This window comes from Streptosporangium sp. NPDC087985 (genome assembly GCF_044741965.1).
GTDB lineage: Bacteria > Actinomycetota > Actinomycetes > Streptosporangiales > Streptosporangiaceae > Streptosporangium.
Window position 1 is genome coordinate 680,038 of sequence record NZ_JBIUTQ010000002.1, and the last position, 23,991, is coordinate 704,028.

The following is a 23,991-nucleotide window of genomic DNA, read 5'->3' on the forward strand; positions in this document are numbered from 1 at the left end:
GCCGGGTGTTTCCCCTGCGGCAACGAGAGAACTGTAGCGGGTTTTCCGGGTGGTTGCGTAACCGTCGGTCAACAGGGCTGGCGGGGCCGGGCTGAGACGATTCGTCCCGCCGGGCCCGGTGAGGTAGAAACACGAGGTGGAGTCGTTGAAACTGGGATCGCTCGAAGTCTGGCCGCCCGTCGTGCTGGCGCCGATGGCCGGGATCACCAACGCGCCCTTCCGGACGCTCTGCCGCGAGCAGGGCGGCGGGCTGTTCGTCTGCGAGATGATCACGACGCGGGCGCTGGTGGAACGGAACCCCAAGACATTCAGGATGATCCGGTTCGAGCCGGCTGAGAAGCCCCGCAGCATCCAGCTCTACGGCGTCGACCCGGTGACCGTCGGCAGGGCCGTCCGCATGATCGCCGACGAGGACCTGGCCGATCACGTCGACCTCAACTTCGGCTGCCCGGTCCCCAAGGTGACCCGGCGCGGCGGCGGTTCCGCCCTGCCGTACAAGCGGAACCTCCTGCGGGCCATCCTGCGCGAGGCCGTACGCAACGCCGGGACGCTGCCGGTGACCATGAAGATGCGCAAGGGCATCGACGACGACCACCTGACCTACCTGGACGCGGGGCGGATCGCCGTGGAGGAGGGCGTCTCGGCGATCGCGCTGCACGGCCGTACCGCCCTCCAGCACTACGGCGGGACCGCCGACTGGGAGGCGATCGCGCGGCTCAAGGAGGCGGTGACCGAGATCCCGGTCCTCGGCAACGGCGACATCTGGAGCGCGGACGACGCGATGCGGATGATGGCCGAGACCGGATGCGACGGCGTCGTCGTGGGCCGGGGCTGCCTGGGGCGCCCGTGGCTGTTCCGGGACCTGGCGGCCGTGTGCGAGGGGAGTGGAGAGCGTGTCCGGCCCCGGCTGGGGGAGGTCGCCGCGACCATGGACCGGCACGCCACGCTGCTGACCGAGTGCTTCGACAGCGAGCACCACGCCGTCGCCGACTTCCGCAAGCACGTCGGCTGGTACCTCAAGGGCTTCACCGTCGGAGCCGACCTCCGCCGCCGTCTGGCCACCGCGGGCACCCTCGCGGGACTGCGGGAGGGGCTCGCCGAGCTCGATCCCGACCAGCCCTGGCCCGCGGGCGTGGACGCGCCCCGAGGCAAGACCAACCCGCGCGACCGGGTCCACCTGCCCGCCGGCTGGCTGGACGACCCCTACGACCTCGCCGTACCCGGTGCGGACGCCGAACTCGACACCTCCGGCGGTTGAGGCGCCGAGGTCGTCGCGCTCCGCCTGCCGAAGGCGGCCGGCGGGTCGCCCTCAGGAGTCGACCGGGCCGCCGCTGCGCCAGTAGACGTTGTTCTCCCGGCTCAGCAGGCCGTCGTCGACCAGGTAGCGGCGGAGCGCCGCGTAGTCGTCATGGAAGGCGCGCAGCGCGATGTCGACCTCCTTCTCCGGATAGCGGATCCCCGGCTCGAAGACCTGGGCGATGTAGTTCAGCACGACGAGCTGCTTCTCCCGCTTGCTGGGGATCGCCCGGAGCCGTCCCTCGACGAGGAAGGACTGCAGCACCTTCTCCTCGGGGGAGACCGGGACGGCGGGTCTGGCCGTGGCGTGCAGCAGTTCGCGGAAACGCTCGCGCCGCGCCTGCCAGCGGCCGTCGTCGTCCCGTACGGCCAGCCCGCCGCGTTCCAGCCGGTCCAGCGCCCGTCTCGTCGCGTCTCCGCCCAGTCCGGCCTCCTCGGGCGTGCCGCTCGACACCAGCGCCGCCAGCACCCGTAACGTGTCCTCCTGATAGAGCAGGCCCAGCACCTGCCTGATCGCGTCGTCGCTCATATCCCTATTCTGTCGGTCCGCTCTGATACCTCTGCGCCATGACGAATTACGGTGTGAGTCCCGAGGAGTTCCTGAGGATCGCGTCGGCCCTGCCCGAGGTCGAGCTGCACCAGCACAGCGAGGAGTGGGTCGGGATCAGGGTCCGGGGCAAGGGTTTCGGATACCTGTCGGAGGCCAAGGGCACCGCGCAGATCAAGGCCACCATGCAGGAGCAGGAGGCCATGGTGGCGGAGAACCCGGAGGTCTACGCCCCCTCCTGGGGCGGCGGCAGGTTCGCGTGGGTGGAGGTCCGGCTGGCGAAGGTCGACCCCGCCGAGCTGACCGAGCTGATCACCGAGGCGTGGTGCCTGACGGCTCCCCGCGCTCTGGTCACCTCCTACGAAACGGCTGATCGGTCCTGATCGTCCTGGCATGACTGGCATCATGTAGATCATGTTGAGAAAGATCATTTTTACTGCGACCCTCCTCACCGGTACGGCTCTAGCCGGTCTGTCCCCCGGCTCCGCCTCCGCGGCCCCCGCTCCCACCCCCGCGATCCCCAAGGGGTTCCTGCTGCATGACAGGGAGGTGGCGAGGGAGCAGGCCGCCAAGCACACGCCCGCGGACGGCGAGAACGTCTGGCGGGCCAGCGCCAAGGTGGGGGAGAGGTTCGTGGCCGACCCCTGCGCCAACAGCGCGGTGGCCGCCTCCCAGAGGAAGGATCCGAAGATCGGCCAGGCGGACCGGGCGGTGGCCCGGACGATCTACTTCAGCACCAGGGAGGAGGTCGAGACCGCCGAGCAGGTGATCCTCTACCGCTCGGAGCGGGCGGCGCAGTCGGCCCTGCGTCAGTTCCAGGCGGCCGTCCAGAAGTGCAGGCAGTCCGAAGGCTGGAAGAACGGCTCCTTCAGCCGGAGCCTGGCCAGGGTCGCCCTCGGTGACGAGGCGTGGAAGAGCAGCGCGCGGGACTATGAGGACGGCAGGCCCGTCGCCGGGGACGACACCGTGATTGTGCGCCGGGCCAACGCGGTCATCGTCTATCTCGCCTCCGGTACCTCCCAGCCGGCCGCGCAGAGCCACACCCGCCAGCTCGCGCACGCCAGGCAGATGCTGGCGAAGGTCTGCCAGATCGCCGCCTGCGCCCCGTAGCGAGGGCCGGCGACGCCGGCGTCGGCCTGGGCCGCCCCGGGCCGACCGTGGTGCCGCGGATCGGCGACAGTCCGGGGCGGCGCGGGGGCGGCCGGCGGGGGGACGCCAGGCCCGTGGTGCCGGGGTCAGAGACGGTTGAGGCCGATGACGTGGACCACGGCGCGGCCCTCCTCATCGGAGGCGGCCAGGTCGACCTGGGCGTCGATGCCCCAGTCGCCGTCGCCCGCGGGGTCGGCGATGACCTGGCGGACCCGCCAGAACTCCTTCTCCTCCTCGATCCGGAGCAGGCCGGGGCCGCGGGCGTCCGGGCCGGTACCGATCTCCTCGTGGTCGTCGTAGTAGGCGTCCAGGGCGGCACCCCAGTCCACGTCCGGCGCCAGCTCGGCCAGCTCCTGTTCCCTCTCCAGGGAGGCCAGCTCGACCAGGCGGAACATCGCGTTGCGGACCAGCACGCGGAACGCGCGGGTGTTGGCGGTGACCGGCTTGGTCTTCTCCTCCAGGGAGGGTGCCTCCAGCTCACCGCTCGGGTTCTGCAGCTGCTCCCACTCGTCGAGGAGGCTGGAGTCGACCTGGCGGACCAGCTCGCCGAGCCACTCGATGAGATCGATGAGATCCTCGGTCTTGAGATGCTCGGGGATGGTCCGCGACAGGGTGCGGTAGGCGTCGGCGAGGTAGCGCAGGACGGTGCCCTCGGACCGGGCCAGCTCGTAGAACTGGACGTAGTCGGCGAAGGTCATCGCCCGTTCGTACATGTCCCGGACGACGGTCTTGGGACTGACGGTGTAGTCGCCGACCCAGGGGTGGCCCCGCCGGTAGGTCTCGTAGGCCCCCAGCAGCAGGTCGGCCAGCGGCATCGGATAGGTGACCTCGTTGAGGAGCTCCATCCGCTCCTCGTATTCGATGCCGTCGGCCTTCATCTGCGCCACGGCCTCGCCGCGCGCCTTGTTGAGCTGCGCGGACAGGATCTGGCGGGGGTCGTCGAGGATGGACTCGATGATCGAGACCATGTCCAGGGCGTAGTTCGGCGACTCCATGTCCAGCAGTTCGAGGGAGGCCAGTGCGAAGGTGGACAGCGCCTGGTTGAGCGCGAAGTCCTCCTGGAGATCGACGGTCAGGCGGGCCATCCGGCCCTGCTCGTCGGGCTCGGAGAGCTTCTCCACCACGCCGCCGGCCAGCAGCGAGCGATAGATCGCGATGGCCTGGCTGATGTGCCGTCGCTGTCCCTTGCGGTCCTCGTGGTTGTCGGTGAGCAGGTGCTTCATCGCCGCGTAGCAGTCGCCGGGCCGGTTGATCACCGCGAGCAGCATCGCGTTGCTGACCTTGAACCGGGAGTTGAGCGGCTCGGGCTCGGCGGTCTGCAGCTTCTCGAAGGTCTCCTCGCTCCAGCCGACGAAGCCCTCCGGCGGCTTCTTGCGCGCGTAGCCGCGCCGCCGCTTGGGGTCATCGCCGATCTTGGCCAGCGCCTTCTCGTTCTCGACGACGTGGTCGGGGGCCTGGCAGACGACGTAGCCGATGGTGTCGAAACCCGCCCGGCCGGCCCGCCCGGCGATCTGGTGGAACTCGCGGGCGCGCAGCCGCCGGACCTTGTTGCCGTCGTACTTCGACAGCGCGGTGAACAGCACGGTCCTGATCGGTACGTTGACGCCGACGCCGAGCGTGTCGGTGCCGCAGATGACCTTCAGCAGGCCGGCCTGGGCGAGCCGTTCCACCAGGCGGCGGTATTTCGGGAGCATCCCGGCGTGGTGCACGCCGATGCCGTGCCGTACGAGACGTGACAGCGCCCGGCCGAACCGGGTGGTGAACCGGAAGTTGCCGATGAGGGCGGCGATGGCCTCCTTCTCGGCCTTGGTGGACATGTTGATGCTCATCAGTGCCTGCGCCCGCTCCATGGCCGCGGCCTGGGTGAAGTGGACGACGTAGACGGGTGACTGGTTGGTGGTGAGCATCTCCTCCAGGGTCTCGTGGAGGGGGGTGAGCCGGTAGGAGTAGACCAGCGGGACCGGGCGTTCGGCGTTCTTGACCACGGCGGTGGGCCGGCCGGTGCGCCGGGTCAGGTCCTCTTCGAACCGGCTCACGTCGCCGAGCGTCGCCGACATCAGGATGAACTGCACGTTCGGCAGCTCCAGCAGCGGCACCTGCCAGGCCCAGCCCCGGTCGGGTTCGGCGTAGAAGTGGAACTCGTCCATCACGACCTGGCCGATGTCGGCCTTGGCGCCGTCGCGCAGCGCGACGTTGGCGAGGATCTCGGCGGTGCAGCAGATGATCGGCGCACCGGGGTTCACGCTCGCGTCGCCGGTCATCATGCCGACGTTCTCGGTGCCGAACAGGGCGCACAGGTCGAAGAACTTCTCCGACACCAGCGCCTTGATCGGCGCGGTGTAGAAGGTGCGCACGTCCCGGGTCAGTGCGGTGAAGTGCGCTCCGGCCGCGACCAGGCTCTTGCCCGACCCGGTCGGGGTGGCCAGGATCAGGTTGTTCCCGGAGACGACCTCGATGAGCGCCTCCTCCTGCGCCGGGTAGAGGGTGAGCCCCCGCTCGGCGTTCCATTCGACGAACGCGTCGAAGATGGTGTCGGGATCGGCGTCGATCTCTTCTGGCAGGCGATCTACAAGGCTCACAGTTCAATACTGCCGAAGAACTGACGGTGGTCGGACCGGGTCGGGTAACAGATGCGATCGCATCGTGCGCGGGTTTGGTGACATAGCGTGAGCTCATCTCCTCAAATTATGATTAAAGGGACTTAATGGACGGCCCTGTCGCCGGCCGCGGCTGACCAGGTGCCCGTGGAGGTAGTGCTGGCCTCACCCCCTGAGACCGGTGTGCAGGATCGATCCTCGGTCCCGGTACTCGTAGCGTTGACGCCATGAGAACCCTCCTGCGCCGCATCGGCGTCGACAGCGGCTACCTGATCGTCGGCTTCCCTCTCTCCATCGTCTTCTTCGTCCTGATGGTGACGGGCTTCTCCGCCGGGATCGGCACGGTGGTCGTGTGGGTGGGCGTGCCCATCCTGGCGGTGACGCTGCTGGTGGCGCGGGGACTGGCCGACGTGGAACGGCGGATGCTGCCCGAGGTGCTCGGCCGCGCGCTGCCCCGGCCCCGTTACCGGTCCGCGCCGGAGGGAGCCGGATGGTTCCGCCGCATGGTCAACCCGCTGACCAACGGGCAGTCGTGGCTCGACCTGCTCTACGGGATCGTGGTCTTCCCGGTCTCCATCGTGACCTTCGTGCTGACGGTGACGTGGTGGGCGGGGACCGTCCTGGGCCTGACCTACCCGATCTACGGGTGGATCATCGCCGGCATCCCCGGCAACCGCGGGCTCCCCGAGCTGCTCGGCTTCGGCGACAGCGTCGGTGTCGAGATCGTGTTCAACACCGTCATCGGCGTGCTGTTCGCGCTCACCCTGCCGGTGGTCGTGCGTGGCGCCGCGCTGATCCAGGCGGGTATCGGCCGGGCCATGCTGACCGGTGTCGCCGAACTGCAGGAGCGCATCGACGACCTGTCCGAAGGCCGGGCCGCCGCGGTGTCGGCCGAGGCCAACGCGCTGCGGCGGCTGGAGCGCGACATCCACGACGGGCCGCAGCAGCGCCTGGTCTCCCTGGCCATGGACCTGTCACGCGCCCAGCGTCAGCTCAAGCGTGATCCGCAGGCCGTAGAGGAGATGCTCAGCCGGGCCATCAGCTCGACCAGGGAGACCCTGGACGAGCTGCGCGCCCTCTCGCGTGGCATCGCGCCGCCGATCCTGACCGACCGCGGCCTGGCCCCGGCGCTCGCGGCGCTGGCCAGCCGCTGCACCGTCCCCGTCGAGCTGGATGTGCAGGTCACCGGCCGTTTCGCGGCGGCGGTGGAGAACACCGTCTACTTCGTGGTCGCCGAGAGCCTGACCAATGTCGCCAAGCACAGCCACGCCACCGTCTGCACGGTGTCGCTGAGCAAGACCGGCGGCGTCCTGATGCTGACGATCGGGGATGATGGGGTTGGCGGCGCACACGCCGCCAAGGGACATGGCCTGTCCGGTCTCGCCGACCGCCTCCGGGCGGTGGACGGGGAGCTGGCGGTGGACTCACCGACGGGCGGGCCGACGGTGATCGTGGCGGAGGTGCCATGCGGGTAGTCGTGGCCGATGACGCAGTGCTGATCAGAGAGGGCCTGATCCGGCTGCTCGAGGAGTTCGGCTGCGAGGTGGTCGCGGCGGTGGGGGACGGCGACGGCCTGGTGGAGGCCGTCGCCGAGCACCGGCCGGACGTCTCGGTGGTCGACGTCCGGATGCCGCCGAGCTTCACCGACGAGGGGCTGCGGGCGGCGGTGGAGGCGCGCCGGCGGGTGCCGGGGGCGCCGGTGCTGATCCTGTCGCAGTACGTGGAGGTGTCCTACGCCGACGACCTGCTCGCCGACGCCAGGGGCGCGGTGGGATACCTGCTCAAGGACCGGGTCGTGGACGTGGAAGACTTCATGGGGGGCCTGCGCACCGTCGCGGCCGGCGGAACGGTCTTCGATCCGCAGGTGGTGGCCCAGCTGATGGTACGGCGCCGCCGCGACGATCCGCTCGCCCTGCTCACGCCGCGGGAGCGCGAGGTGCTCGGCCTGATGGCGGAGGGCAGGTCCAACCCGGCCATCGGCCGCCAGCTCGTGATCAGCGACGGCGCGGTGGAGAAGCACATCCGCAGTATCTTCGCCAAGCTCGGCCTGTACGCCGAGGACGGCGACCAGCACCGCCGCGTCCTGGCCGTCCTCGCCTACCTGCGTTCCTGACCCGGTACGGCATGCCGTACCGGGCAGATGCCGGGGACGGACGTCAGTTCGACCGTGCCAGATACCCGTTGGCGATCAGCCATTCCACCGACACTTCCGGGGACGTCTGAGGCGCGTCGGGAATGTACTTGCTGACCAGGTGGTACTGCGGTGCCTTTCCTGCGAGCTGGAACGCCGCGACGGCCGGACCGCCATCGACTTTAAACTCTTTTATCACCCTATATGTGTGGTAATTGCATATATATTGTGGAGCACCTTGGAAGGTGTTGAGATTGTTCGGGGGAAGGGCGCGCCCGATGTAGGAGCCGCCGAGTGGCGCGACGAATGATCCTCTCTCACCGCCGAAGCGGTCGAGAGACGTGCCGACCGGCAGTGTCACGGTCTTTATCAGTGGCTTACCGTTGGAATAGCCGCCGGAGTGGGCGAATCCATAATCCGGCGGGTAACGCCACCCATTGACGCTCTCATCCCAGTAGCGGTCGAGGAACGCCTGCGGCGAGAGCCCGTTCAGCGGCCGGTAACCACGCAGGATCTCGCCGATCGGCCCGGTGCGCGGGAGGTATTCCGGCCCGAGGTTCGGGTTGTTGTCGAGGTACGGCGGGCCGCAGACCTGCACCGGGGGGTGCTGGCCCCCCTCGGGGGCGGTCAGGCCGGCGGCCGCCGGCCGGGCGGCCGGATTCTCGGCCGTGGCCGACGGCTCGGGGACGGGAGGGGGGCCGGTGTCGGCCTGAGCCGCGGCGCCGGTAAGAACGGCGGTGACGATGCCGATGGCGGCGGCCAGCGGTGCGCGCCGTCGAAAATGCCGCACGGAACCTCCTGATGAGCTCACGTGGAGCTGAATCGGATATATGTGCTCAATGGGTGAACTAATGGATAAAAATGAGAGTGAATGTCGTCGTTTTCACCCTCGGCCATACTTTTTTGAGCGGTTCACCCAGAATCGGAGAGCTTGATATCCGTCGTCGCCCGTTCTGAATGAAGCAGCCGGTCCGTGCCTACCCGGCCGTTCATTAAAAGCACCGTCGGCGCGTTAATCGAATGACAAAAACAAAAGAATAAAAAGCGCATTGATGTACATTGCTAACTGCGCGGAGAAGGGGATCGGAAAAGTCGCCGGGACCCTCGGCGGAGCGGCGTCCCCGGGCGGTCCCGGGCCGGGTGATCTCGCCTACGCCCCGTCCCAGAGTGCGGCGGCCGCCTCGGCGCAGGCCACATCCTGGGCGATGGTGCCGCCGCTGACGCCGACCGCGCCCGCCACCCGCCGGCCCTCGCCGGAGTCCCAGAGCGGGATGCCGCCGCCGAAGCACACGTACCGGTCCCCGGCGAGGCCGTAGAGGTCTCCGCCCGGAAGGATCAGGGGTGCGAGGTCGGCGGTGGACATCCGATGGGCCACGGCGGTGTAGGCCTTGCCGGGGGCCAGCGCCGGACCGGCGATCTCCGAACCGTCCATCCGCTGGAACGCGACCAGGTGGCCGCCCGCGTCGACCACCGCCACCGAGACGAGGGCGCCTTCACGCCAGGCCTGTTTCACCGAGGCCTCACACATGCGCAGCGCGAGTTCGAGGTTCACCCGGACTCCTTCACCCTCTAAAGCCTTAGCAGTGGACAATTCGGTTTGTATCCGTCGCTGACCGGCGGTGCAAGATCTCATATGAGATCAGCGGTTCTGCTTTCACGAACGGAGAATCCATGCAGGCTCACGACCTGTCCGCAGGGGGCGACGTGCTGGCCCGTGTGCATGCCGCCGCCCGGCAGGCGGTCCGGATCCACGGCCTGCCGGACGCCGAGGTCACGTTGATCAACGTGTCGGAGAACGCCACCTATCGGGTGGACGACCCGGCCACCGGGGCGCGGTCCATCCTGCGGGTGCACCGCCTCGGCTACCACGCCACTCCGGCGATCCTGTCCGAACTCGCCTGGTTGGAGGCGCTCCGTGAGGAGGCCGGGGTCCGCACCCCCCGGGTGCTCCCGGCACCGGACGGCTCCCCGGTGCTGACCGTCCCCGGCGCGCGGCCCCGCGACTGCGTGATGTTCGAGTTCCTGCCCGGTGCCGAGCCGCCCCAGGAGCGGCTGGTGCGTGACTTCGAGCGGCTTGGCGCGATCACCGCGCGGATGCACCGGCACGCGCGCGGCTGGCGACGTCCGGCGGGGTTCACCCGGTTCCACTGGGACTACGACGCCGCGCTGGGCGCCGAGGCGCGGTGGGGCCGCTGGCAGGACGGCCTGGGGGTGGATTCCGGGGCGCGGGCCGTACTGGGCCGGCTCGACGGGGAACTGCGTGACCGGCTGAGCCGGTTCGGCCGGGGCGCCGGCCGCTATGGCCTGATCCACGCCGATCTACGCCTGGCCAACCTGCTGGCGGTGGGCGACGAGCCGCTCAGTGTGATCGACTTCGACGACTGCGGCTTCGGGTGGTACCTCTACGACCTGGCCGCCGCGCTCAGCTTCATCGAGGACCATCCCCAGGTCCCCGAGATGGTCGACTCCTGGGTGCGCGGTTACCGTAGCGTCCTCGACCTGCCGGCCGAGGACGAGGCGGAGATCTGGACCTTCATCATGTTCCGCCGCCTGCTGCTGGTCGCCTGGATCGGTACGCACACCGGTGTGGACATCGCCGCCGAGCTCGGAGCCGGCTACACCGAGGGCACCTGCGCGCTGGCCGAACGCTATCTCGGTGTCACGTCCGGCTGACCGTGGCTCGCCCGCTCGCGGCCCGAGGTCCACGGCGACGCCGTAGGCCTCGGGCCGTCAGTTCCCGGTCAGTTCCCGGCGGATGTCGTCGTCGTCCGGCGCCAGTTCCAGTGCCCGGGTGAGATCGGCCGTAGCCTCCCGGTCCCGCCCGGCGGCGCGCAGCGCCATCGCCCGGTTGAACAGCAGCGCGGGGTCGGCGCCGGGTTCGAGGGCGCGGGTGAAGTCGGCGACCGCGCCTTCGGGGTCACCGGTCTCGAACGCCAGCATTCCCCGGCTGGCCCATGCCGCCGTCAGCGAGGGCGCACCTTCCAGGGCCTGGTCGAAGGCGATCCGCGCCTCCTTGTGACGGCCCTCGGCCATCTCGACCTGGCCCAGCGCGCACAGCAGGTAGGGATTGACCGGATCCAGGACGAGCCCCGCCTCGGCGTCGGCTCTCGCTCTGTCGTACTCGCCTAGCGCGGCCAGCAGCCCGGCCCGGTTGGCCAGCCCGTCCACGAACCCAGGGTCCAGCTCCAGCGCGTGGTCCAGGTCGACGAGCGCGCCCTGGTGGTCGCCGGCGGAGAAGAGGATCTCGGCCCGGTTGTAGTAGGGCTCCGGGAAGGGCGGACCGACCCGCATCGCCGTCTCGTAGTCGGCGATCGCCGCATCCCGCCTGCCCAGGCGGTGCAGCAGGTTGCCCCGGTCGATGTAGTAGTCGGGGTAGCCGGGATCGGCCGCGATCACCGCGTCCAGGTCCTCCAGGGCGTCCTCGGGGCGGCCCAGCATGATGGCGAGCTGTGCCCGGTTGGCCCGCAGCACCAGCCGGTGGATCGGGTGCTCGTCCGGCCGTAGGTCGCGTTCTGCCAGCTCCACCGCCTCCTGGACGAGCCGCAGTGCCTTCGCGGGATTGCCGAGCCGTACCTCCACCAGCGCGCGCCCGTTGAGGTCGAAACCCAGTTTGAACGCGCGCTCGTGTGGGTCGGGGAGCAGCGTGGAGATGGCGATCGCCTGGTTCACCCAGGCCAGCGCGGCGTTCAGGTCGCGCTGTGCCGGGTCGTGGTGGCGGACCTTGAGCATGCCGGTCGAGTAGGCGGCGGACGCGTGCGTGACCGGCGAGATGCTTTCGCGCCTGGCCAGGTCGAACAGGGCCTCGGCCTCGTCCTCGCGGTCGAGCGAGCCGAGAGCGGTCGCGGCGCTGTGCAGCAACCGCCACCAGGTCTCCGGTTCGGTGTCCGGGTCGGTCAGCGGCAGCGCGCGTAGTCCCAGCTCCGCCACCGCGTCGTGGAAGCCCGCGTCCAGGCACCACTCGACCGCGGTCCGGAACGCCTCCACCGCCTTGCGCGGATCGGTACCGTGCTCACGGTGGTAGGGGATCGCGCCGAGCCGCGCGCCGATCGTCCCCTCCAGCTCCAGTTCGTCGGCCCGGGCGTCGTGCTCCTCCGGGGTCAGGGGGCTGTCCGGTACGGCCTGCTCACCGGTTACGACGGTCAGCAGTTCCGGGGCGATCCGCCGCCGCAGCACCGCCAGAAGCTCGCGGTCGGTGGGGTCGGCCTCGTGGAGGTTCTCCACGACGAGCGTCCGCGGGCCGGCCTCGGCCAGGTGCTCTCGGAGGAACTCGGCGAACCCGTTGGACAGACGGAGCGTACGGCGGGGCGCGTGGACCAGGATCCGTTCCGCCCGGGGTAGGTGGTCGGCCACCGATCCACGCTTGACCGGGACCAGCCCGTGCAGGTCGGGCGCCATGGCGCGCAGCTCTATGTCATAGCGGGCGACCAGCTCCGGCCGGGCGACGGGCACCAGGGCGGAGGCGATCGTGCCTCCGGCGGTGTACGGTCCGCGCAGGCGCCGGTCCGCGTCCACCGGGGGCAGGAGCAGAGGGGGAAGGGGTGGGTTTTCTGATGGGAACGGTCCCCGACTCACCAGTCTCCTTTGTGTCATTTTATAGCGTTTTATGTCGCCCTAGGCCCGGCGTCCATTACTGGACGCCGGTTCTATGGCTTCCGTGTCAGCCGACGTGCTTGGGGCTAGCGGATCCACGGAGCGGGACAGTGCCAGGTTTGTGAACAATGACGTGCTTCATTGCGATGCCTCTCTTGATAATAAGAACAAATCGCAAGTATTCGCACTAATTGCCCAGATTGACAAGATCTACTTCTTAGAGTGGCCGGATGCGGACAACCCACTGGACAAGTTGACGAAAGTCGCGTCGGTGTAAACCGTACTCCTGTTGCCCTATTAAGGGCGAGGCTGTTGCTGAGTGATGCAGTGGATTCCGCCGCCGAGGGCGAAGATGGGGCGGGCGTCCACCACCTCGATGGCCCGTTCAGGGAAGAGCTTGACGAAGATCTCGGCCGCCGCGGCGTCGCGCGGGTCGTCGAAGGAGCAGAGCAGGGCCAGGCCGTTGGCCAGGTAGTGGTTGACGTAGGAGTAGTCGACCAGCTCCCCGCCGGCTTCGCGGGTCTCCGGGGCGATCAGCTCGACGACCTCCAGTCGGCGGCCCCTGGCGTCGGTCGAGGACCGGAGAATCGCCAGGTTCTCCCGGGTGATCTCGTGGTCCGGATGGTCGGGGTCCGGCTGGACGTGACAGAGCACCAGGCCCGGCCGGGCGAAGGAGGCGAGCAGGTCCACATGGCCGCTGGTGCCGTATGCGCCGTAGTCGGCGGTGAGGCCGCGCGGCAGCCAGATCACCTTCTCCGCGCCGATCCGGGCGCGGAGCTCCGCCTCGACCCGCTCCCTGGTCCAGCCCGGGTTGCGCCTCTCGCCGAGTTGCACGGTCTCGGTGACGATGACCGTGCCCTCACCGTCCACGTGGATGCCGCCGCCCTCGTTGACCATCTCCGAGCGGAACCTCCTGGCCCCCGTCCGCTCCAGCACGGCCCCGGCGACCAGATCGTCCTTGGCGTGGGCGTTCCAGCCCCACCCGTTGAACGTCCAGTCCACCCCGGCCAGCGCGCCTCTGCCGTCCACCAGGAAGGTCGGGCCGTTGTCGCGCATCCAGGAGTCGTCCAGCGGCTGCTCCATCACCTCGATCTCGGGGGCCAGCCACCGGGCGGCCGACTCCCGGCCGCCCGGGTCGACCACCATGGTGACCGGCTCGTAGCGGACGATCGTGTTGGCCACGCTCGACCACGCGCGGTAGGAGGCCTCGGAGTCGGCGAGAGCGTAGTCGGCTACCGGCCAGGACATCCAGGTCCGGGTGTGCGGGTGCCACTCCGGCGGCATGAAGAACACGTCGGTGCTCCTTCGAGGGCGGGGACGGAAAGGTCAGAGGAAGTAGAGGCGGCTGAGCGAGACCGAGTCGGCCGGCTCCGACCGGATCGGATCGCCGTTGAGGGTGACCTGGCCGGCCGCGTTCACCTGGACGGAGCCTAGCCGGGAGTTGCGCACCAGATCCCCGGGGCCGATGCCGCGGGTGCCGCGAACGCCGACGCGACGGCGGCGGGTCGTCATGCGATCGTCGGCCGCGTCCGCGGCCGCCCCGCTGACGAAGGCCACCGACAGGTCCGCGGCGGTCGCGCCGTACGCGCCGAACTGCGGGCCCAGCACCAGCGGCTCGCAGGTGTCGGTGGAGGCGTTCGGATCCCCGGTCACGCCGTAGGCGGGGAATCCGGCCTTCAGCACGAGCTGTGGTTTCGCGCCGAAGTGGTCGGGCCGCCACAGCACGATGTCGGCCAGCTTGCCCGGCTCCAGCGAGCCGACCTCGTGGGACAGGCCGTGCGCGATGGCCGGGTTGATCGTCAGCTTGGCCAGGTAGCGCAGCACCCGCGCGTTGTCGTTGCGCTCCGGCGCACCCAGCTCGCCCTTCATCTTCCCGGCCATGGCAAACGTCCGGCGGACCGTCTCGCCCGCCCGGCCCATGCCCTGCGCGTCGGAGGAGGTGATGCCGATCACCCCGAGGTCGTGCAGCACGTCCTCGGCGCCCATGGTGCCCGCCCGGACCCGGTCTCCGGCCAGCGCGGCGTCACCCGGCAGTTCGGGCCGGAGTCCGTGCACCGAGACGATCATCCCGTGGTGCTCGGCGACCGCGTCCCGGCCGAAGGGCAGCGTCGGGTTGGTCGAGGAGCCGATGACGTTGGCCACCCCGGCCAGTCTGAGCACGTCGGGCACGTGGCCGCCGCCGCAGCCCTCGATGTGGAAGGCGTGGATCGTCCTCCCGGCCAGGACCGCGAGGGTGTCCTCCACCGACAGGCACTCGTTGAGGCCGTCGGTGTGCAGGGCCACCTGCACGTCATGTTCCTCGGCGACCCGCAGCGCGGTGTCCAGCGCGCGGGTGTGCGCCCCCATGTCCTCGTGCACCTTGAAGCCGCTCGCGCCCCCCTCCACCAGTGCCTCGACCAGCGGGGCCTCATGAGAGGACGAGCCGCGGGCCAGGAACCCGATGTTCACCGGCCAGGCGTCGAAGGCGTTGAACGCGTGCCGCAGCGCCCACGGCGAGTTGACCCCGACGCCCCAGACCGGCCCGAACTCCTGGCCGATGATCGTGGTGACGCCGGAGGCGAGGGAGGCCTCCATGATGCGCGGGCTGAGCAGGTGGACATGGGTGTCGACCGCTCCCGCGGTGGCGATCAGCCCCTCGCCGGACACGATCGTGGTCCCGGTGCCGACCACCACGTCCACGCCGTCCAGGGTGTCGGGGTTCCCGGCCCGGCCGACGGCGTGGATCCGCCCCTCCCGGACGCCGATGGACGCGGTCCGCACGCCCAGGATCGGGTCCAGGATCAGTACATTGCTGATCACCAGGTCGCAGGTGTCGCCGACCGAGGCGGCCTTCAGGTGCAGACCGTCACGCGCGGTCTTGCCGAATCCGGCGAGGAACTCCTCCCCGGGCTTCTGCGAGTCGTGCTCGACCTCGACCACCAGGCCGGAGTCGCCGAGCCTGACCCGGTCCCCCTCGCGCGGGCCGTACACGCTCATCGGTCACCCGCCTGCGCCGGTCGTGCGTGGCCCCCGGCGGAACCGGCCGGGACACCGTCCGCGGCGGGTCCCGCCACGTCACCGCCCGGAGTGGAGCCCGCCGGTCCGCTGCCCAGATAGCCGCAGGCCCGCGCCTTCTCCATGGCCCGTTCGAACGCGCCCGGCGCGTCCAGCGGACCGTCGACCAGCCCGGCGAACCCGATCGCCACCCGTGCGCCGCCGATCGGTACCAAGCAGGCGGTACGGCTCTCGCCCGGATCGAACCGGACGGTGGAGCCCGCGGGAACGGCCAGCCGGCGCCCGTAGCCCGTGGCCCGGTCGAACCGGAGCCGCGGGTTCACCTCGAAGAAGTGGAAGTGCGAGGTGACGCTGATCGGCACGGTCGCGGTGTTGAACACCTCCACCTCGACGGCGTCCGCACCGGGGATGTCCCGGCCGCCGGAGCGCGGCGTCGCCGCGGTCACCGCGCCGGGGGCCTCGTCGCCGAGCGAACCGCCGCCGAACGGGTCGGTCACCACGGCCAGCCGGGTGCCGTCGTCGAAGACCGCCTCGACCATCACCTCGGTGACGACGTCGGCCACCCCGGGCAGTACGTCGCCGGGGCCCAGCGCCCCGCGACCGGCCTCGACCGCCTCGGCCAGCCGTGCCCCGTCGCGTGCGGCCTCGCAGACGGTGTCCGCGATCAGCGCGGTGGCCTCCGGCACGTTCAGCCGCAGACCTCTCGCCTTCCTGGCGCGTGCCAGCCCGGCAGCCGTGAACAGCAGCAGCCGGTCGCGTTCCGCAGGTGTCAGCCGCACAGCCGCCCCCCTTTTTTCAGAACCGTTCTCGAAGTCGGATCTGAATTTTAGTGGGGACCCAGGTCGTCGCCCGCCGCGGGACGAGGAGACGCTCGCCGTGGACTATGCCTGGCCGTGACGGATAAGACGGCCGGTGATCTCGGCAGGGGTGATGCGGATGTAGAGCTCCCGCTCGCCACCCGCCCACGGCTCGACGCCCGCACTCGCCACGGCCGCCTTCTCCTCTTCGGAGGAGACGTGGTGGGCGGCGCCCCGGACGAGCACGCTCCAGCCCTGCCTGTTGGGGTCGTCGACGCGGTCGACCTCAAAGGCGATCTTGAATTCGACCCCCTTGACGCCGGTACGAAGATCCTCGTCCAGCGGGCCTCCGAAGGCCGTGCGGAGCAGTACGGCCCCGCTGTGGATCACGTAGTTGACCGGTATCACCACCGGCCCGGTGGGGTTGGTGAAGGCCACCCGCCCCACGCCGCCCGGAGAGATCAGCCGCATGCACTCGTCGGGGTCCAGCCTCTCCAGCCGCGACCGCGTATCTCCGGGACCGCGTCCCGGGGGCAGGTCCACGGTGCCGCCGAGCAGCTCCTCGCTGCTGGTGCCCAGAGCATCGGCCAGCTGGTTGACGGTGCTCGCGCCCGGCGAGGCGGCGCTCTCCTCCAGGTAGCCGAGGTAACCGGGGTCGATCCTGGCCCGTTCGGCCAGCTGCTCCCTGGTCATACCGAGAGACTTACGGCGATGCGCGATCCGGCGGCCCAGATCCCCCGGGGCCGAGATGCGTTCGGTCATGGAATCCCCTTGCTCGCGGAAGCCGAGGCGGCGCCCTCCCGGACGCCTCGTGGTGGTCGGAGCCGCGGCCCTTGGCCTCAGGGCACGGCCAGGACGGCGCACGCCACGACGGCGAGTGCGGTCTCCTCTCGCATACCTTCCGTACCCGTGAACCTGTTGATCACTCCGTGCCGGAGGTGTGCGCCCCGGCTACCGCCGGTACGGCGGCGGAGCCCGGTGATCGGCCCGGAAAGAACAGAAGGCCGCCAAGGCCCCGAAGGGGGCTTGGCGGCCGTTGACGCAAGGGGTGGACGATACAGGGATTGAACCTGTGACCTCTTCCGTGTCAGGGAAGCGCTCTCCCGCTGAGCTAATCGTCCTCGCCGAACACGAGAGGTGGAGACGGGATTTGAACCCGTGTACACGGCTTTGCAGGCCGTTGCCTCGCCTCTCGGCCACTCCACCGGAGTGAGGACCCGGAGGTCCTTCGAGCGGAAGACGGGATTCGAACCCGCGACCCTCACCTTGGCAAGGTGATGCTCTACCACTGAGCCACTTCCGCGTGTGTTTCCGGGCTTGGCCCGGCCTCACGCCTAGAACTCTAGCGAATACTCGCCGACTCCCCAAACCGGAGCGTCCCGGCCTGCTCGGCGCACCAGGCGATCCCGGCCACCCCCGGCGAGGGTAAGGCGTCGGCGGCGGGCTGTTCGGGGCCGTCGGGCATGCTTCGATCCCGGACGAAAGAAGGGTGGGCTAACGTCGAAGTATGGCCGCCGAACACATCGCCACCGACGCCGACATCGCCCCCGTCGCGGGCCTCATCGCCGATCCGACCCGGGCCGCCATGCTGAACGTGCTGCTGGACGGCCGAGCCCTGGCCGCAGGGGAGCTGGCCAGGCTGGCCGGAGTGAGCCCGGCCACCGCCAGTGCCCATCTGGCCAGGCTTCTGGACGGCGGGATGGTGACCGTGGCGGCTGCGGGCCGATACCGCTACTACCGGCTCGCGGGGCCGGAGGTGGCCGGGGTGCTGGAGGCCCTGGCCGGGCTCAGCCGGCGCCCCGCGGTACGGTCCCTGCGTCAGTCCCGTCAGGCGCGGCAACTGCGAGAGGCCCGCACCTGTTACGACCATCTCGCGGGACGCGCGGGCGTGGAACTGCTCGCCGCGCTCCTCGCGACCGGATATCTGACCGGGCAGGACGCCTTCGAGGTCACCTCCGCGGGGGAGGCCGGGTTCGGGGAGCTCGGGGTGGACGTGGACACCGTCAGGGGAGGGCGGCGCAAGTTCGCCCCCGCGTGCCTGGACTGGACCGAGCGCCGTTCACATCTCGGCGGAGCCCTCGGCGCCGCGCTGACCGGCGCACTTCTCGACCGAGGCTGGTATCGGCGCGGCACGGTGCGGCGGTTGGTGGAGATTACCGAACCGGGCAGGGCGGGCATAGCGGCGATCTTTGCCGGTAAGGGGCTAACATCACATACGCCAGTTACCTAGTGCGAGAGAGTGACGCCATGCGCGACAACGAGGTCGTGAACATCGGGCCGGAGCCGCTGAGCTTCGAGGAAGTTGTCAGGGTGGCCCGGTACGGCGCCGCGGTTCACCTCACCGACGATGCGGTGGCGGCCATGGCCGCGGCCCGCACCCGCGTGGACGAGCTCGCCGAGAGCCCCACACCCGCCTACGGGGTGTCGACCGGGTTCGGGGCCCTGGCCACCCGGCACATCGCCCCCTCGCTCCGCGCCCAGCTGCAGCGCTCCCTGGTCCGATCGCACGCCGCCGGCTCCGGTCCCGAGGTGGAGATCGAGGTCACCCGGGCGCTGATGCTGCTGCGTCTGCACACCCTGGCGACCGGTCACACCGGCGTGCGCCCGAAGACCGCCAAGGTGCTCCAGGACATGCTCAACGCGTCGATCACCCCCGTGGTGCACGAGTACGGCAGCCTCGGCTGCTCCGGCGACCTCGCGCCGCTCTCACACGTCGCACTCACGATCATGGGAGAGGGCGTCGTCCGTGACGCCTCCGGAGAGCGCGTGGACGCCGCCGAGGCGCTGAAGCAGGCCGGTATCGAGCCCGTCGAGCTCGCCGCCAAGGAGGGCCTCGCGCTCATCAACGGCACCGACGGCATGCTCGGCATGCTGATCCTGGCCATGGACGATCTCGGACGCCTGTTCAAGACCGCCGACATCAGCGCGGCGATGAGCGTGGAGGCGCTGCTCGGCACCGACCGCGTCTTCGCCGCCGACCTGCAGGCTCTGCGCCCGCATCCGGGCCAGGCCGCCAGCGCCGCCAACCTTCGCGCGCTCCTGGCGGATTCGCAGATCATGGATTCTCACCGGGACGGCACCTGCACCCGCGTCCAGGACGCCTACTCGCTGCGCTGTGCCCCGCAGGTCGCCGGGGCCGCCCGTGACACCCTCGCGCACGCCGCCGCGGTCGCCGGCCGGGAGCTCGCCTCCGCGATCGACAACCCGGTGGTCCTCGCCGACGGCCGGGTGGAGTCCAACGGTAACTTCCACGGCGCTCCCGTGGGCTATGTGCTCGACTTCCTGGCCATCGCGGTCGCGGACGTGGCGAGCATCTCCGAGCGCCGTACCGACCGCATGCTCGACGTGGCCCGTAGCCACGGCCTGCCCGCCTTCCTCGCCGACGACCCCGGTGTGGACTCCGGGCACATGATCGCCCAGTACACCCAGGCCGCGATCGTCTCCGAGCTCAAGCGCCTGGCCGTGCCCGCGAGCGTGGACTCCATCCCGAGCTCCGCCATGCAGGAGGACCACGTCTCGATGGGCTGGTCGGCCGCCCGCAAGCTACGCCGTTCGGTGGACGGGCTCACCCGGGTGCTCGCGGTGGAGATCCTCACCGCGGCGCGGGCGCTCGACCTGCGGGCGCCGCACCGGCCCGCCCCCGCGACCGCGGCCGTGGTCGCCTCTCTGCGCCAGGCGGTCTCCGGTCCCGGCCCGGACCGCTTCCTCGCCCCGGAGATCGAGGCGGTGGTCCGGCTCGTCGCCGACGACGTGATCGTCGCCGCCGCCGAGTCGGTCACCGGCCCGCTGGGATAGCGGCGATCACCTCCACCTCGATCAGCAGCCCCGGCCGGAACAGCCGTGACACCTCCACGGTCGTGCTGGCCGGGGGCTCGCCGGTGATGTGACGCCCCCGGACGGCCCCGTACTCCGACTGGCGCGTCATGTCCCCCTCGCCGACCACCTGCCCGTCGGCGTCCAGCGCCACCTGCCCGGAGATGAACAGCAGGTCCCCGGCCCTGGTCGCATGGGAGTAGTAGCCGTTGGTCGCCGGGACCGAGGCCGGGTTCAGCTTCTCCACGCCCGTACGGCGGGCCGCGCCCACGTGTCCGAAGACGGCCGTCAGATCCTCGCCGCCCAGCCCGGCGGACGCCGCGTCCAGCAGCGCAGCCCTGTCCACCCCGGTCGCCTCGCCGTACGCCAGGGTCTCGGCGAGCAGCACCTGGGCGGGCACCAGGGCGCTCATCACCGCCAGCTTCATCGCGGCTCCCGCCCTCGGCCCCCCTACCTCCTGGACCTGGCCGAACACCCCGAGCACCTCCCGGCAGCGCGCCATGTCCTCCGGCAGACCACCGACCAGGACGGTCAGCGTGCCGTCCCGCGCGGGCTGGACGCTGCCCAGCACCGGCGCGTCCACCAGTCCCACCTGCAAGGGGAGTCGGCCGCGTAGCTCGGCCACCGCATCGGGCCCGATCGTGGACATCTCTACGACCAGCGCCCCCGGCCGAAGGCCGGGCGCCGCGTCGGCGAGCACCCGCTTCACCGCGGCGGGGTCGCTGAGCATGGTGATGACCAGTTCCGCCTCCGCCACGGCCTCGGCGGGGGACGCCGCGCTGAAGGCGCCCTCGACCGTGCGCGGGGTGCGGTTCCACACCGTCACCTTGTGCCCGGCCTCCACGAGTCGCCGGGCCATGAGGACACCCATGTGTCCCAGACCAAGAAAGGAAATCATGTGATCCACGCTAGGAGGGAGCACGACATTCCACCAGCGACTAGATTGCATATAAGCCATGTATGGGAGGAATGTGTTTGACACCGACGCGCTCCGCCTGCTGGATGCGGTGGCCCGCACCGGCTCCTTCACCGGGGCCGCGACCCAGCTCAACTACACCCAGTCCGCTGTCTCCCGGCGCATCGCCTCCCTCGAACTGCAGGCGGGCGGCCCGCTGTTCGACCGGCTTCCGAGAGGAGTACGGCTGACGCCGGCAGGTGAGACGCTCCATCAGCACGCACGGGCCGTGCTGAACCGGCTGGCCAGAGCGGAGGAGGACCTGGCCGGCATCCACGGCGGCTATCTCGGGCGCCTGCGCGTCGGGGCGTTCGCCACCGCCAACGTCTCACTGGTCCCCGGCGCTCTGCGGGCCTTCCGGCGGGAGTTCCCCGAGGTCGAGCTCACCCCGGTCGAGGCGCCCAGCGGCGGCCTGCTGCGCCGGATGCGCGAGGGCGTCCTGGACGTCGCCGTTGTCAGCGACTACCCGTCCGGCCTGCCGTACGACGAGGGAGTGGAGATCATCCCGCTGCTGGAGGACGAGTTACTGGTCGCGCTGCCCCGCGACCACCGGCTGGCCGGACAGGAGATCGTCGACCTGTGCGAGCTGCAGGAGGAGGCCTGGATCGAGGCGCCGTCGCCCGGACCGGCGACCATGCTCCAGGTGGCCTGCGCCCGTGCCGGGTTCACGCCGCGGACCACGGTCAGGATCGCCGAGTGGACGGGCAAGTTCGGGTTCGTCGCGGCCGGACTCGGCATCACGCTGGTGCCCACCCTCGCCGCGCGCGCCGTGCCGCCCGATCTGGTGCTCCGCTCCCTCGGCGACCTGGCCCCGCGCCGGGCCGTCTCGGCTGCGCTGCCCTGCTCTCCGTTGCCTGCTGCCCGTACGCTGGTGCGCCTGCTGTCCGAGGCGGCGGGACAATAGCGGAGTGGACGACTCATTTGCGTATGTAGGGGGCCACCTGGCCACCCGGCTCCGCGACGTCACCACCGACCTGGCCGCCCTCGACGGCGAGGGATGGTGGGCCGTCGTGCTCGACTACGAGGGCAAGGTCACGTGCGCCAGATTCGAGGACGTCCGGCGCGCACCGCTACCCGTGCCTCGCGGCCCCTGGCGCGGGCCGCACATGTCGTCGTGGCGCAGCTCCCTGGACCGGGCCGCCTATGAGGAGGGCGTGCGCCGTATCCGCGCGTACATCGAGCGGGGCGAGGTCTACCAGGCCAACCTGTGCCGCGTCCTGACCGCGCCACTGCCCGGGGAGGCGGACCCGCTGGCGCTGGCCGTACGGCTGGCGGAGGGCAACCCGGCCCCCTACGCCGCCACGGTGAGCCTGCCCGGCCTGAGCGTGGTGTCGGCCTCCCCGGAGCTCTACCTGTCCAGGGACGGTGACGTGGTCGAGTCCAAGCCGATCAAAGGGACCGGGGTCACCGCCGAGGACCTGCTGGAGAAGGACCACGCGGAGAACGTGATGATCGTCGATCTGGTCCGCAACGACCTGGGCCGGGTCGCCACGGTCGGCTCGGTGAGCGTGCCCGCGCTGTGCGAGGTGGAGGAGCATCCCGGCCTGGTGCACCTGGTCTCCACGGTCCGGGCCCGGCTCGCGCCGGAATTCGGCTGGCCGGATCTTCTCTCGGCGACCTTTCCTCCAGGCTCGGTGACCGGTGCCCCGAAATCTTCTGCTCTGCGCATCATCAATGAGCTCGAACCCGAGCCGCGCGGGCCGTACTGTGGAGCTGTGGGCTGGGTTGACGCAGACCGGCACCGGGCGTCGCTGGCTGTGGGCATCCGCACGTTCTGGCTCTCATCCGACGAGATCCACTTCGGCACGGGTGCGGGCATAACCTGGGGCAGCGATCCGGAGCGCGAATGGCGCGAGACCGAGTTGAAGGCCTCCCGGCTCATCGCGCTCGCTTCCACGCCAGGTTCAGCAGGTTCAGGAGGAATTAGATGAACGTGCCCGTATGGGTCAACGGAGAACTTATTGGCCCGGAACAGGCCACCGTCTCGGTGTTCGACCACGGTCTGATGGTCGGGGACGGCGTCTTCGAGACCATCAAGTGCGTGAACGGCGCCTCGTTCGCGCTCACCCGCCACCTCGACCGGCTCCGGCTCTCGGCCCAGCGCATGGACCTGCCCGAGCCCGACGTCGACGCGATCACCGCCGGCGTACACGCCTGCCTGGCCGAGGCGCCCCCCTGGCAGCTCGGCCGGATCCGCGTCACCTACACCAGCGGTCCCGGCCCGCTCGGCTCCGACCGCGGGAACCAGGGCTGTACCGCCGTGGTGATCGTCGACGAGCAGAAGCCTTTCCCCGCCACCGCCGACGTGACCGTGGTGCCCTGGCCGCGCAACGAGCGCGGCGCGCTCGCCGGGGTGAAGAGCACCTCCTACGGCGACAACGCCAAGGCCCTCTTCTACGCCAAGGCCAGGGGCGGTGGCGAGGCGATCTTCGAAAACCTCGCGGGGAACCTCTGTGAGGGCACCGGCAGCAACATCTTCATCGTGCGCGACGGCCGCCTGCTCACCCCCACGCTGTCCTCCGGCTGCCTGGCCGGGGTCACCCGGGCACTCACCCTGGAGTGGTGCGGCGGCTCCGAGGAGGACGTCCCGCTGTCGGCCCTCTACGAGGCCGAGGAGGCGTTCCTGACCTCCACCACCCGCGACATCCAGCCGATCCGCGCGGTCGACCAGACCACGCTGCCGGCCGCGCCCGGCCCGATCACCGCCAAGGCGATGCGGGTCTTCGCCGAGCGCTCCGCCGCCGACCTCGACCCGTGACGGGTCACTCCGGTCACTCCGGTCACTCCGGGTAGGACATCTGGGTCTGGGCGTTCAGCTCCTTGAGCGTGACCTTCTTGGCCGGATCGGTCAGCGGGTCGTCGATCCGGAGCACGTCCAGGCCCTTGGTGATGTCGCTGGAGTAGATGTGGCCGTTGTAGTAGTAGGCCGACCACGAACCGCCGATCCCGTCGACGGGACCGCGTTCGAAGAAGCCGATCTCCCAAGGGTGGGCCGTGTCGGTGAAGTCCCGGATCGACACCCCGCCCTGGTACCAGGCCTGGACCATGATGTCCCTGCCGGGAACCGGTGGATAACGGACCCCCGTCGCCCAGGACGGCACGGCGGGCGAGGGCGACACGGA

22 protein-coding genes, 3 tRNA genes and 1 pseudogene are annotated in these 23,991 nt (G+C 70.3%); 11 read left to right on the plus strand and 15 right to left on the minus strand.

What is annotated here, in order from left to right:
* Positions 1-136 precede the first annotated feature (136 nt).
* A complete protein-coding gene (gene dusB / locus ACIN94_RS08460; protein ID WP_400701405.1) occupies positions 137-1,258 on the plus strand; it encodes a tRNA dihydrouridine synthase DusB in 1,122 nt (373 codons plus the stop codon).
* Positions 1,259-1,309: 51 nt separating this feature from the next.
* Here the strand turns inward: dusB and ACIN94_RS08465 are convergent, their stop codons facing one another.
* On the minus strand, positions 1,310-1,825 hold the full coding sequence (locus tag ACIN94_RS08465) for a DUF2087 domain-containing protein (protein ID WP_400701408.1): 516 nt from the start codon (positions 1,823-1,825) through the stop codon (positions 1,310-1,312).
* Between the two features lie 38 nt (positions 1,826-1,863).
* Between ACIN94_RS08465 and ACIN94_RS08470 the strand changes: the two genes are divergently transcribed.
* Entirely contained in the window at positions 1,864-2,226 is a 363-nt protein-coding gene (locus ACIN94_RS08470; RefSeq protein WP_400701411.1) for an MmcQ/YjbR family DNA-binding protein, read from the plus strand.
* Positions 2,227-2,257: 31 nt separating this feature from the next.
* Positions 2,258-2,953, plus strand: coding sequence for a hypothetical protein (locus ACIN94_RS08475; protein ID WP_400701414.1), 696 nt, complete (start codon positions 2,258-2,260; stop codon positions 2,951-2,953).
* Positions 2,954-3,078: 125 nt separating this feature from the next.
* On the opposite strand, the gene ACIN94_RS08480 is transcribed toward ACIN94_RS08475, so the two are convergent.
* On the minus strand, positions 3,079-5,571 hold the full coding sequence (locus ACIN94_RS08480; protein ID WP_400701417.1) for a DEAD/DEAH box helicase: 2,493 nt from the start codon (positions 5,569-5,571) through the stop codon (positions 3,079-3,081).
* Between the two features lie 245 nt (positions 5,572-5,816).
* Here ACIN94_RS08480 and ACIN94_RS08485 point away from each other — a divergent pair, with 245 nt between their 5' ends.
* Together ACIN94_RS08485 and ACIN94_RS08490 are read left to right on the plus strand one after the other, a co-directional pair.
* Positions 5,817-7,064, plus strand: a complete 1,248-nt coding sequence (locus ACIN94_RS08485) for a sensor histidine kinase (protein ID WP_400701420.1) — start codon at positions 5,817-5,819, stop codon at positions 7,062-7,064.
* On the plus strand, positions 7,055-7,702 hold the full coding sequence (locus ACIN94_RS08490; RefSeq protein WP_400701423.1) for a response regulator: 648 nt from the start codon (positions 7,055-7,057) through the stop codon (positions 7,700-7,702). Before ACIN94_RS08485 ends, ACIN94_RS08490 begins: the two co-directional genes overlap by 10 nt.
* A gap of 43 nt (positions 7,703-7,745) precedes the next feature.
* Here the strand turns inward: ACIN94_RS08490 and ACIN94_RS08495 are convergent, their stop codons facing one another.
* Both ACIN94_RS08495 and ACIN94_RS08500 read right to left on the minus strand, forming a co-directional pair.
* Entirely contained in the window at positions 7,746-8,510 is a 765-nt protein-coding gene (locus ACIN94_RS08495) for a glycohydrolase toxin TNT-related protein (protein WP_400701426.1), read from the minus strand.
* 360 nt (positions 8,511-8,870) lie between these two features.
* Complete coding sequence (locus ACIN94_RS08500) at positions 8,871-9,272, minus strand: heme-binding protein (protein WP_400701429.1); 402 nt, start codon at positions 9,270-9,272, stop codon at positions 8,871-8,873.
* A gap of 119 nt (positions 9,273-9,391) precedes the next feature.
* Here ACIN94_RS08500 and ACIN94_RS08505 point away from each other — a divergent pair, with 119 nt between their 5' ends.
* Positions 9,392-10,393: a phosphotransferase enzyme family protein gene (locus tag ACIN94_RS08505; protein WP_400701432.1), complete on the plus strand. Its 1,002-nt coding sequence runs from the start codon at positions 9,392-9,394 to the stop codon at positions 10,391-10,393.
* 57 nt (positions 10,394-10,450) lie between these two features.
* Here the strand turns inward: ACIN94_RS08505 and ACIN94_RS08510 are convergent, their stop codons facing one another.
* The 9 genes from ACIN94_RS08510 to ACIN94_RS08550 form a co-directional block, all read right to left on the minus strand.
* Positions 10,451-12,232, minus strand: coding sequence for a tetratricopeptide repeat protein (locus tag ACIN94_RS08510; protein WP_400701435.1), 1,782 nt, complete (start codon positions 12,230-12,232; stop codon positions 10,451-10,453).
* 375 nt (positions 12,233-12,607) lie between these two features.
* Positions 12,608-13,594 carry an agmatine/peptidylarginine deiminase gene (locus tag ACIN94_RS08515; RefSeq protein ID WP_400701705.1) on the minus strand — a complete coding sequence of 329 codons (987 nt, stop codon included), beginning with the start codon at positions 13,592-13,594 and terminating at the stop codon, positions 12,608-12,610.
* A gap of 42 nt (positions 13,595-13,636) precedes the next feature.
* Complete coding sequence (locus ACIN94_RS08520; protein WP_400701438.1) at positions 13,637-15,286, minus strand: urease subunit alpha; 1,650 nt, start codon at positions 15,284-15,286, stop codon at positions 13,637-13,639.
* Positions 15,283-16,083 (minus strand): urease subunit gamma, encoded by an 801-nt coding sequence (ureA, locus tag ACIN94_RS08525; RefSeq protein ID WP_400701441.1) that lies wholly within the window; start codon positions 16,081-16,083, stop codon positions 15,283-15,285. Before ureA ends, ACIN94_RS08520 begins: the two co-directional genes overlap by 4 nt.
* A gap of 102 nt (positions 16,084-16,185) precedes the next feature.
* A complete protein-coding gene (locus tag ACIN94_RS08530) occupies positions 16,186-16,863 on the minus strand; it encodes a pyridoxamine 5'-phosphate oxidase family protein (protein WP_400701444.1) in 678 nt (225 codons plus the stop codon).
* Between the two features lie 287 nt (positions 16,864-17,150).
* Positions 17,151-17,222 (minus strand) — tRNA-Val (locus ACIN94_RS08535).
* A gap of 14 nt (positions 17,223-17,236) precedes the next feature.
* Positions 17,237-17,307, minus strand: a tRNA-Cys gene (locus ACIN94_RS08540).
* A gap of 25 nt (positions 17,308-17,332) precedes the next feature.
* Positions 17,333-17,404, minus strand: a tRNA-Gly gene (locus ACIN94_RS08545).
* 39 nt (positions 17,405-17,443) lie between these two features.
* Entirely contained in the window at positions 17,444-17,566 is a 123-nt protein-coding gene (locus ACIN94_RS08550) for a hypothetical protein (RefSeq protein WP_400701447.1), read from the minus strand.
* Between the two features lie 42 nt (positions 17,567-17,608).
* Between ACIN94_RS08550 and ACIN94_RS08555 the strand changes: the two genes are divergently transcribed.
* Both ACIN94_RS08555 and hutH read left to right on the plus strand, forming a co-directional pair.
* Positions 17,609-18,331 (plus strand): ArsR/SmtB family transcription factor, encoded by a 723-nt coding sequence (locus ACIN94_RS08555; RefSeq protein ID WP_400701450.1) that lies wholly within the window; start codon positions 17,609-17,611, stop codon positions 18,329-18,331.
* A 17-nt stretch (positions 18,332-18,348) separates the two neighbouring features.
* Entirely contained in the window at positions 18,349-19,896 is a 1,548-nt protein-coding gene (hutH, locus tag ACIN94_RS08560) for a histidine ammonia-lyase (protein ID WP_400701453.1), read from the plus strand.
* Here the strand turns inward: hutH and ACIN94_RS08565 are convergent.
* Complete coding sequence (locus ACIN94_RS08565; protein WP_400701456.1) at positions 19,877-20,812, minus strand: NAD(P)-binding domain-containing protein; 936 nt, start codon at positions 20,810-20,812, stop codon at positions 19,877-19,879. The genes hutH and ACIN94_RS08565 overlap by 20 nt on opposite strands.
* 73 nt (positions 20,813-20,885) lie before the next feature.
* On the opposite strand from ACIN94_RS08565, the gene ACIN94_RS08570 reads away from it, so the two are divergent.
* From ACIN94_RS08570 to ACIN94_RS08580, 3 genes are read left to right on the plus strand one after another with little or no spacing between them, the layout of a single operon-like run.
* Positions 20,886-21,773: a LysR family transcriptional regulator gene (locus tag ACIN94_RS08570; protein WP_400701459.1), complete on the plus strand. Its 888-nt coding sequence runs from the start codon at positions 20,886-20,888 to the stop codon at positions 21,771-21,773.
* Between the two features lie 4 nt (positions 21,774-21,777).
* Positions 21,778-22,800, plus strand: a complete 1,023-nt coding sequence (locus ACIN94_RS08575) for a chorismate-binding protein (protein WP_400701462.1) — start codon at positions 21,778-21,780, stop codon at positions 22,798-22,800.
* Complete coding sequence (locus tag ACIN94_RS08580) at positions 22,797-23,627, plus strand: aminotransferase class IV (protein WP_400701465.1); 831 nt, start codon at positions 22,797-22,799, stop codon at positions 23,625-23,627. The genes ACIN94_RS08575 and ACIN94_RS08580 overlap by 4 nt, the downstream gene beginning before the upstream one ends.
* A gap of 22 nt (positions 23,628-23,649) precedes the next feature.
* On the opposite strand, the pseudogene ACIN94_RS08585 reads toward ACIN94_RS08580, so the two are convergent.
* A pseudogene (locus tag ACIN94_RS08585) lies at positions 23,650-23,937 on the minus strand (hypothetical protein); the annotation flags it as partial.
* Between the last annotated feature and the right edge of the window lie 54 nt (positions 23,938-23,991).

Bases quoted from the DNA above. Each gene is read 5' to 3' on its own strand.
- ACIN94_RS08515 (WP_400701705.1), bottom strand. From the start codon at position 13,594: ATGCCGCCGGAGTGGCACCCGCACACCCGGACCTGGATGTCCTGGCCG.
- ACIN94_RS08530 (WP_400701444.1), bottom strand. From the start codon at position 16,863: ATGACCGAACGCATCTCGGCCCCGGGGGATCTGGGCCGCCGGATCGCG.
- hutH (WP_400701453.1), top strand. From the start codon at position 18,349: ATGCGCGACAACGAGGTCGTGAACATCGGGCCGGAGCCGCTGAGCTTC.
- ACIN94_RS08465 (WP_400701408.1), bottom strand. From the start codon at position 1,825: ATGAGCGACGACGCGATCAGGCAGGTGCTGGGCCTGCTCTATCAGGAG.
- ACIN94_RS08520 (WP_400701438.1), bottom strand. From the start codon at position 15,286: ATGAGCGTGTACGGCCCGCGCGAGGGGGACCGGGTCAGGCTCGGCGAC.
- ACIN94_RS08565 (WP_400701456.1), bottom strand. From the start codon at position 20,812: ATGATTTCCTTTCTTGGTCTGGGACACATGGGTGTCCTCATGGCCCGG.
- ACIN94_RS08580 (WP_400701465.1), top strand. From the start codon at position 22,797: ATGAACGTGCCCGTATGGGTCAACGGAGAACTTATTGGCCCGGAACAG.
- ACIN94_RS08470 (WP_400701411.1), top strand. From the start codon at position 1,864: ATGACGAATTACGGTGTGAGTCCCGAGGAGTTCCTGAGGATCGCGTCG.
- ACIN94_RS08555 (WP_400701450.1), top strand. From the start codon at position 17,609: ATGGCCGCCGAACACATCGCCACCGACGCCGACATCGCCCCCGTCGCG.
- ACIN94_RS08475 (WP_400701414.1), top strand. From the start codon at position 2,258: ATGTTGAGAAAGATCATTTTTACTGCGACCCTCCTCACCGGTACGGCT.
- ACIN94_RS08490 (WP_400701423.1), top strand. From the start codon at position 7,055: ATGCGGGTAGTCGTGGCCGATGACGCAGTGCTGATCAGAGAGGGCCTG.
- ACIN94_RS08485 (WP_400701420.1), top strand. From the start codon at position 5,817: ATGAGAACCCTCCTGCGCCGCATCGGCGTCGACAGCGGCTACCTGATC.
- ACIN94_RS08550 (WP_400701447.1), bottom strand. From the start codon at position 17,566: ATGCCCGACGGCCCCGAACAGCCCGCCGCCGACGCCTTACCCTCGCCG.
- ACIN94_RS08505 (WP_400701432.1), top strand. From the start codon at position 9,392: ATGCAGGCTCACGACCTGTCCGCAGGGGGCGACGTGCTGGCCCGTGTG.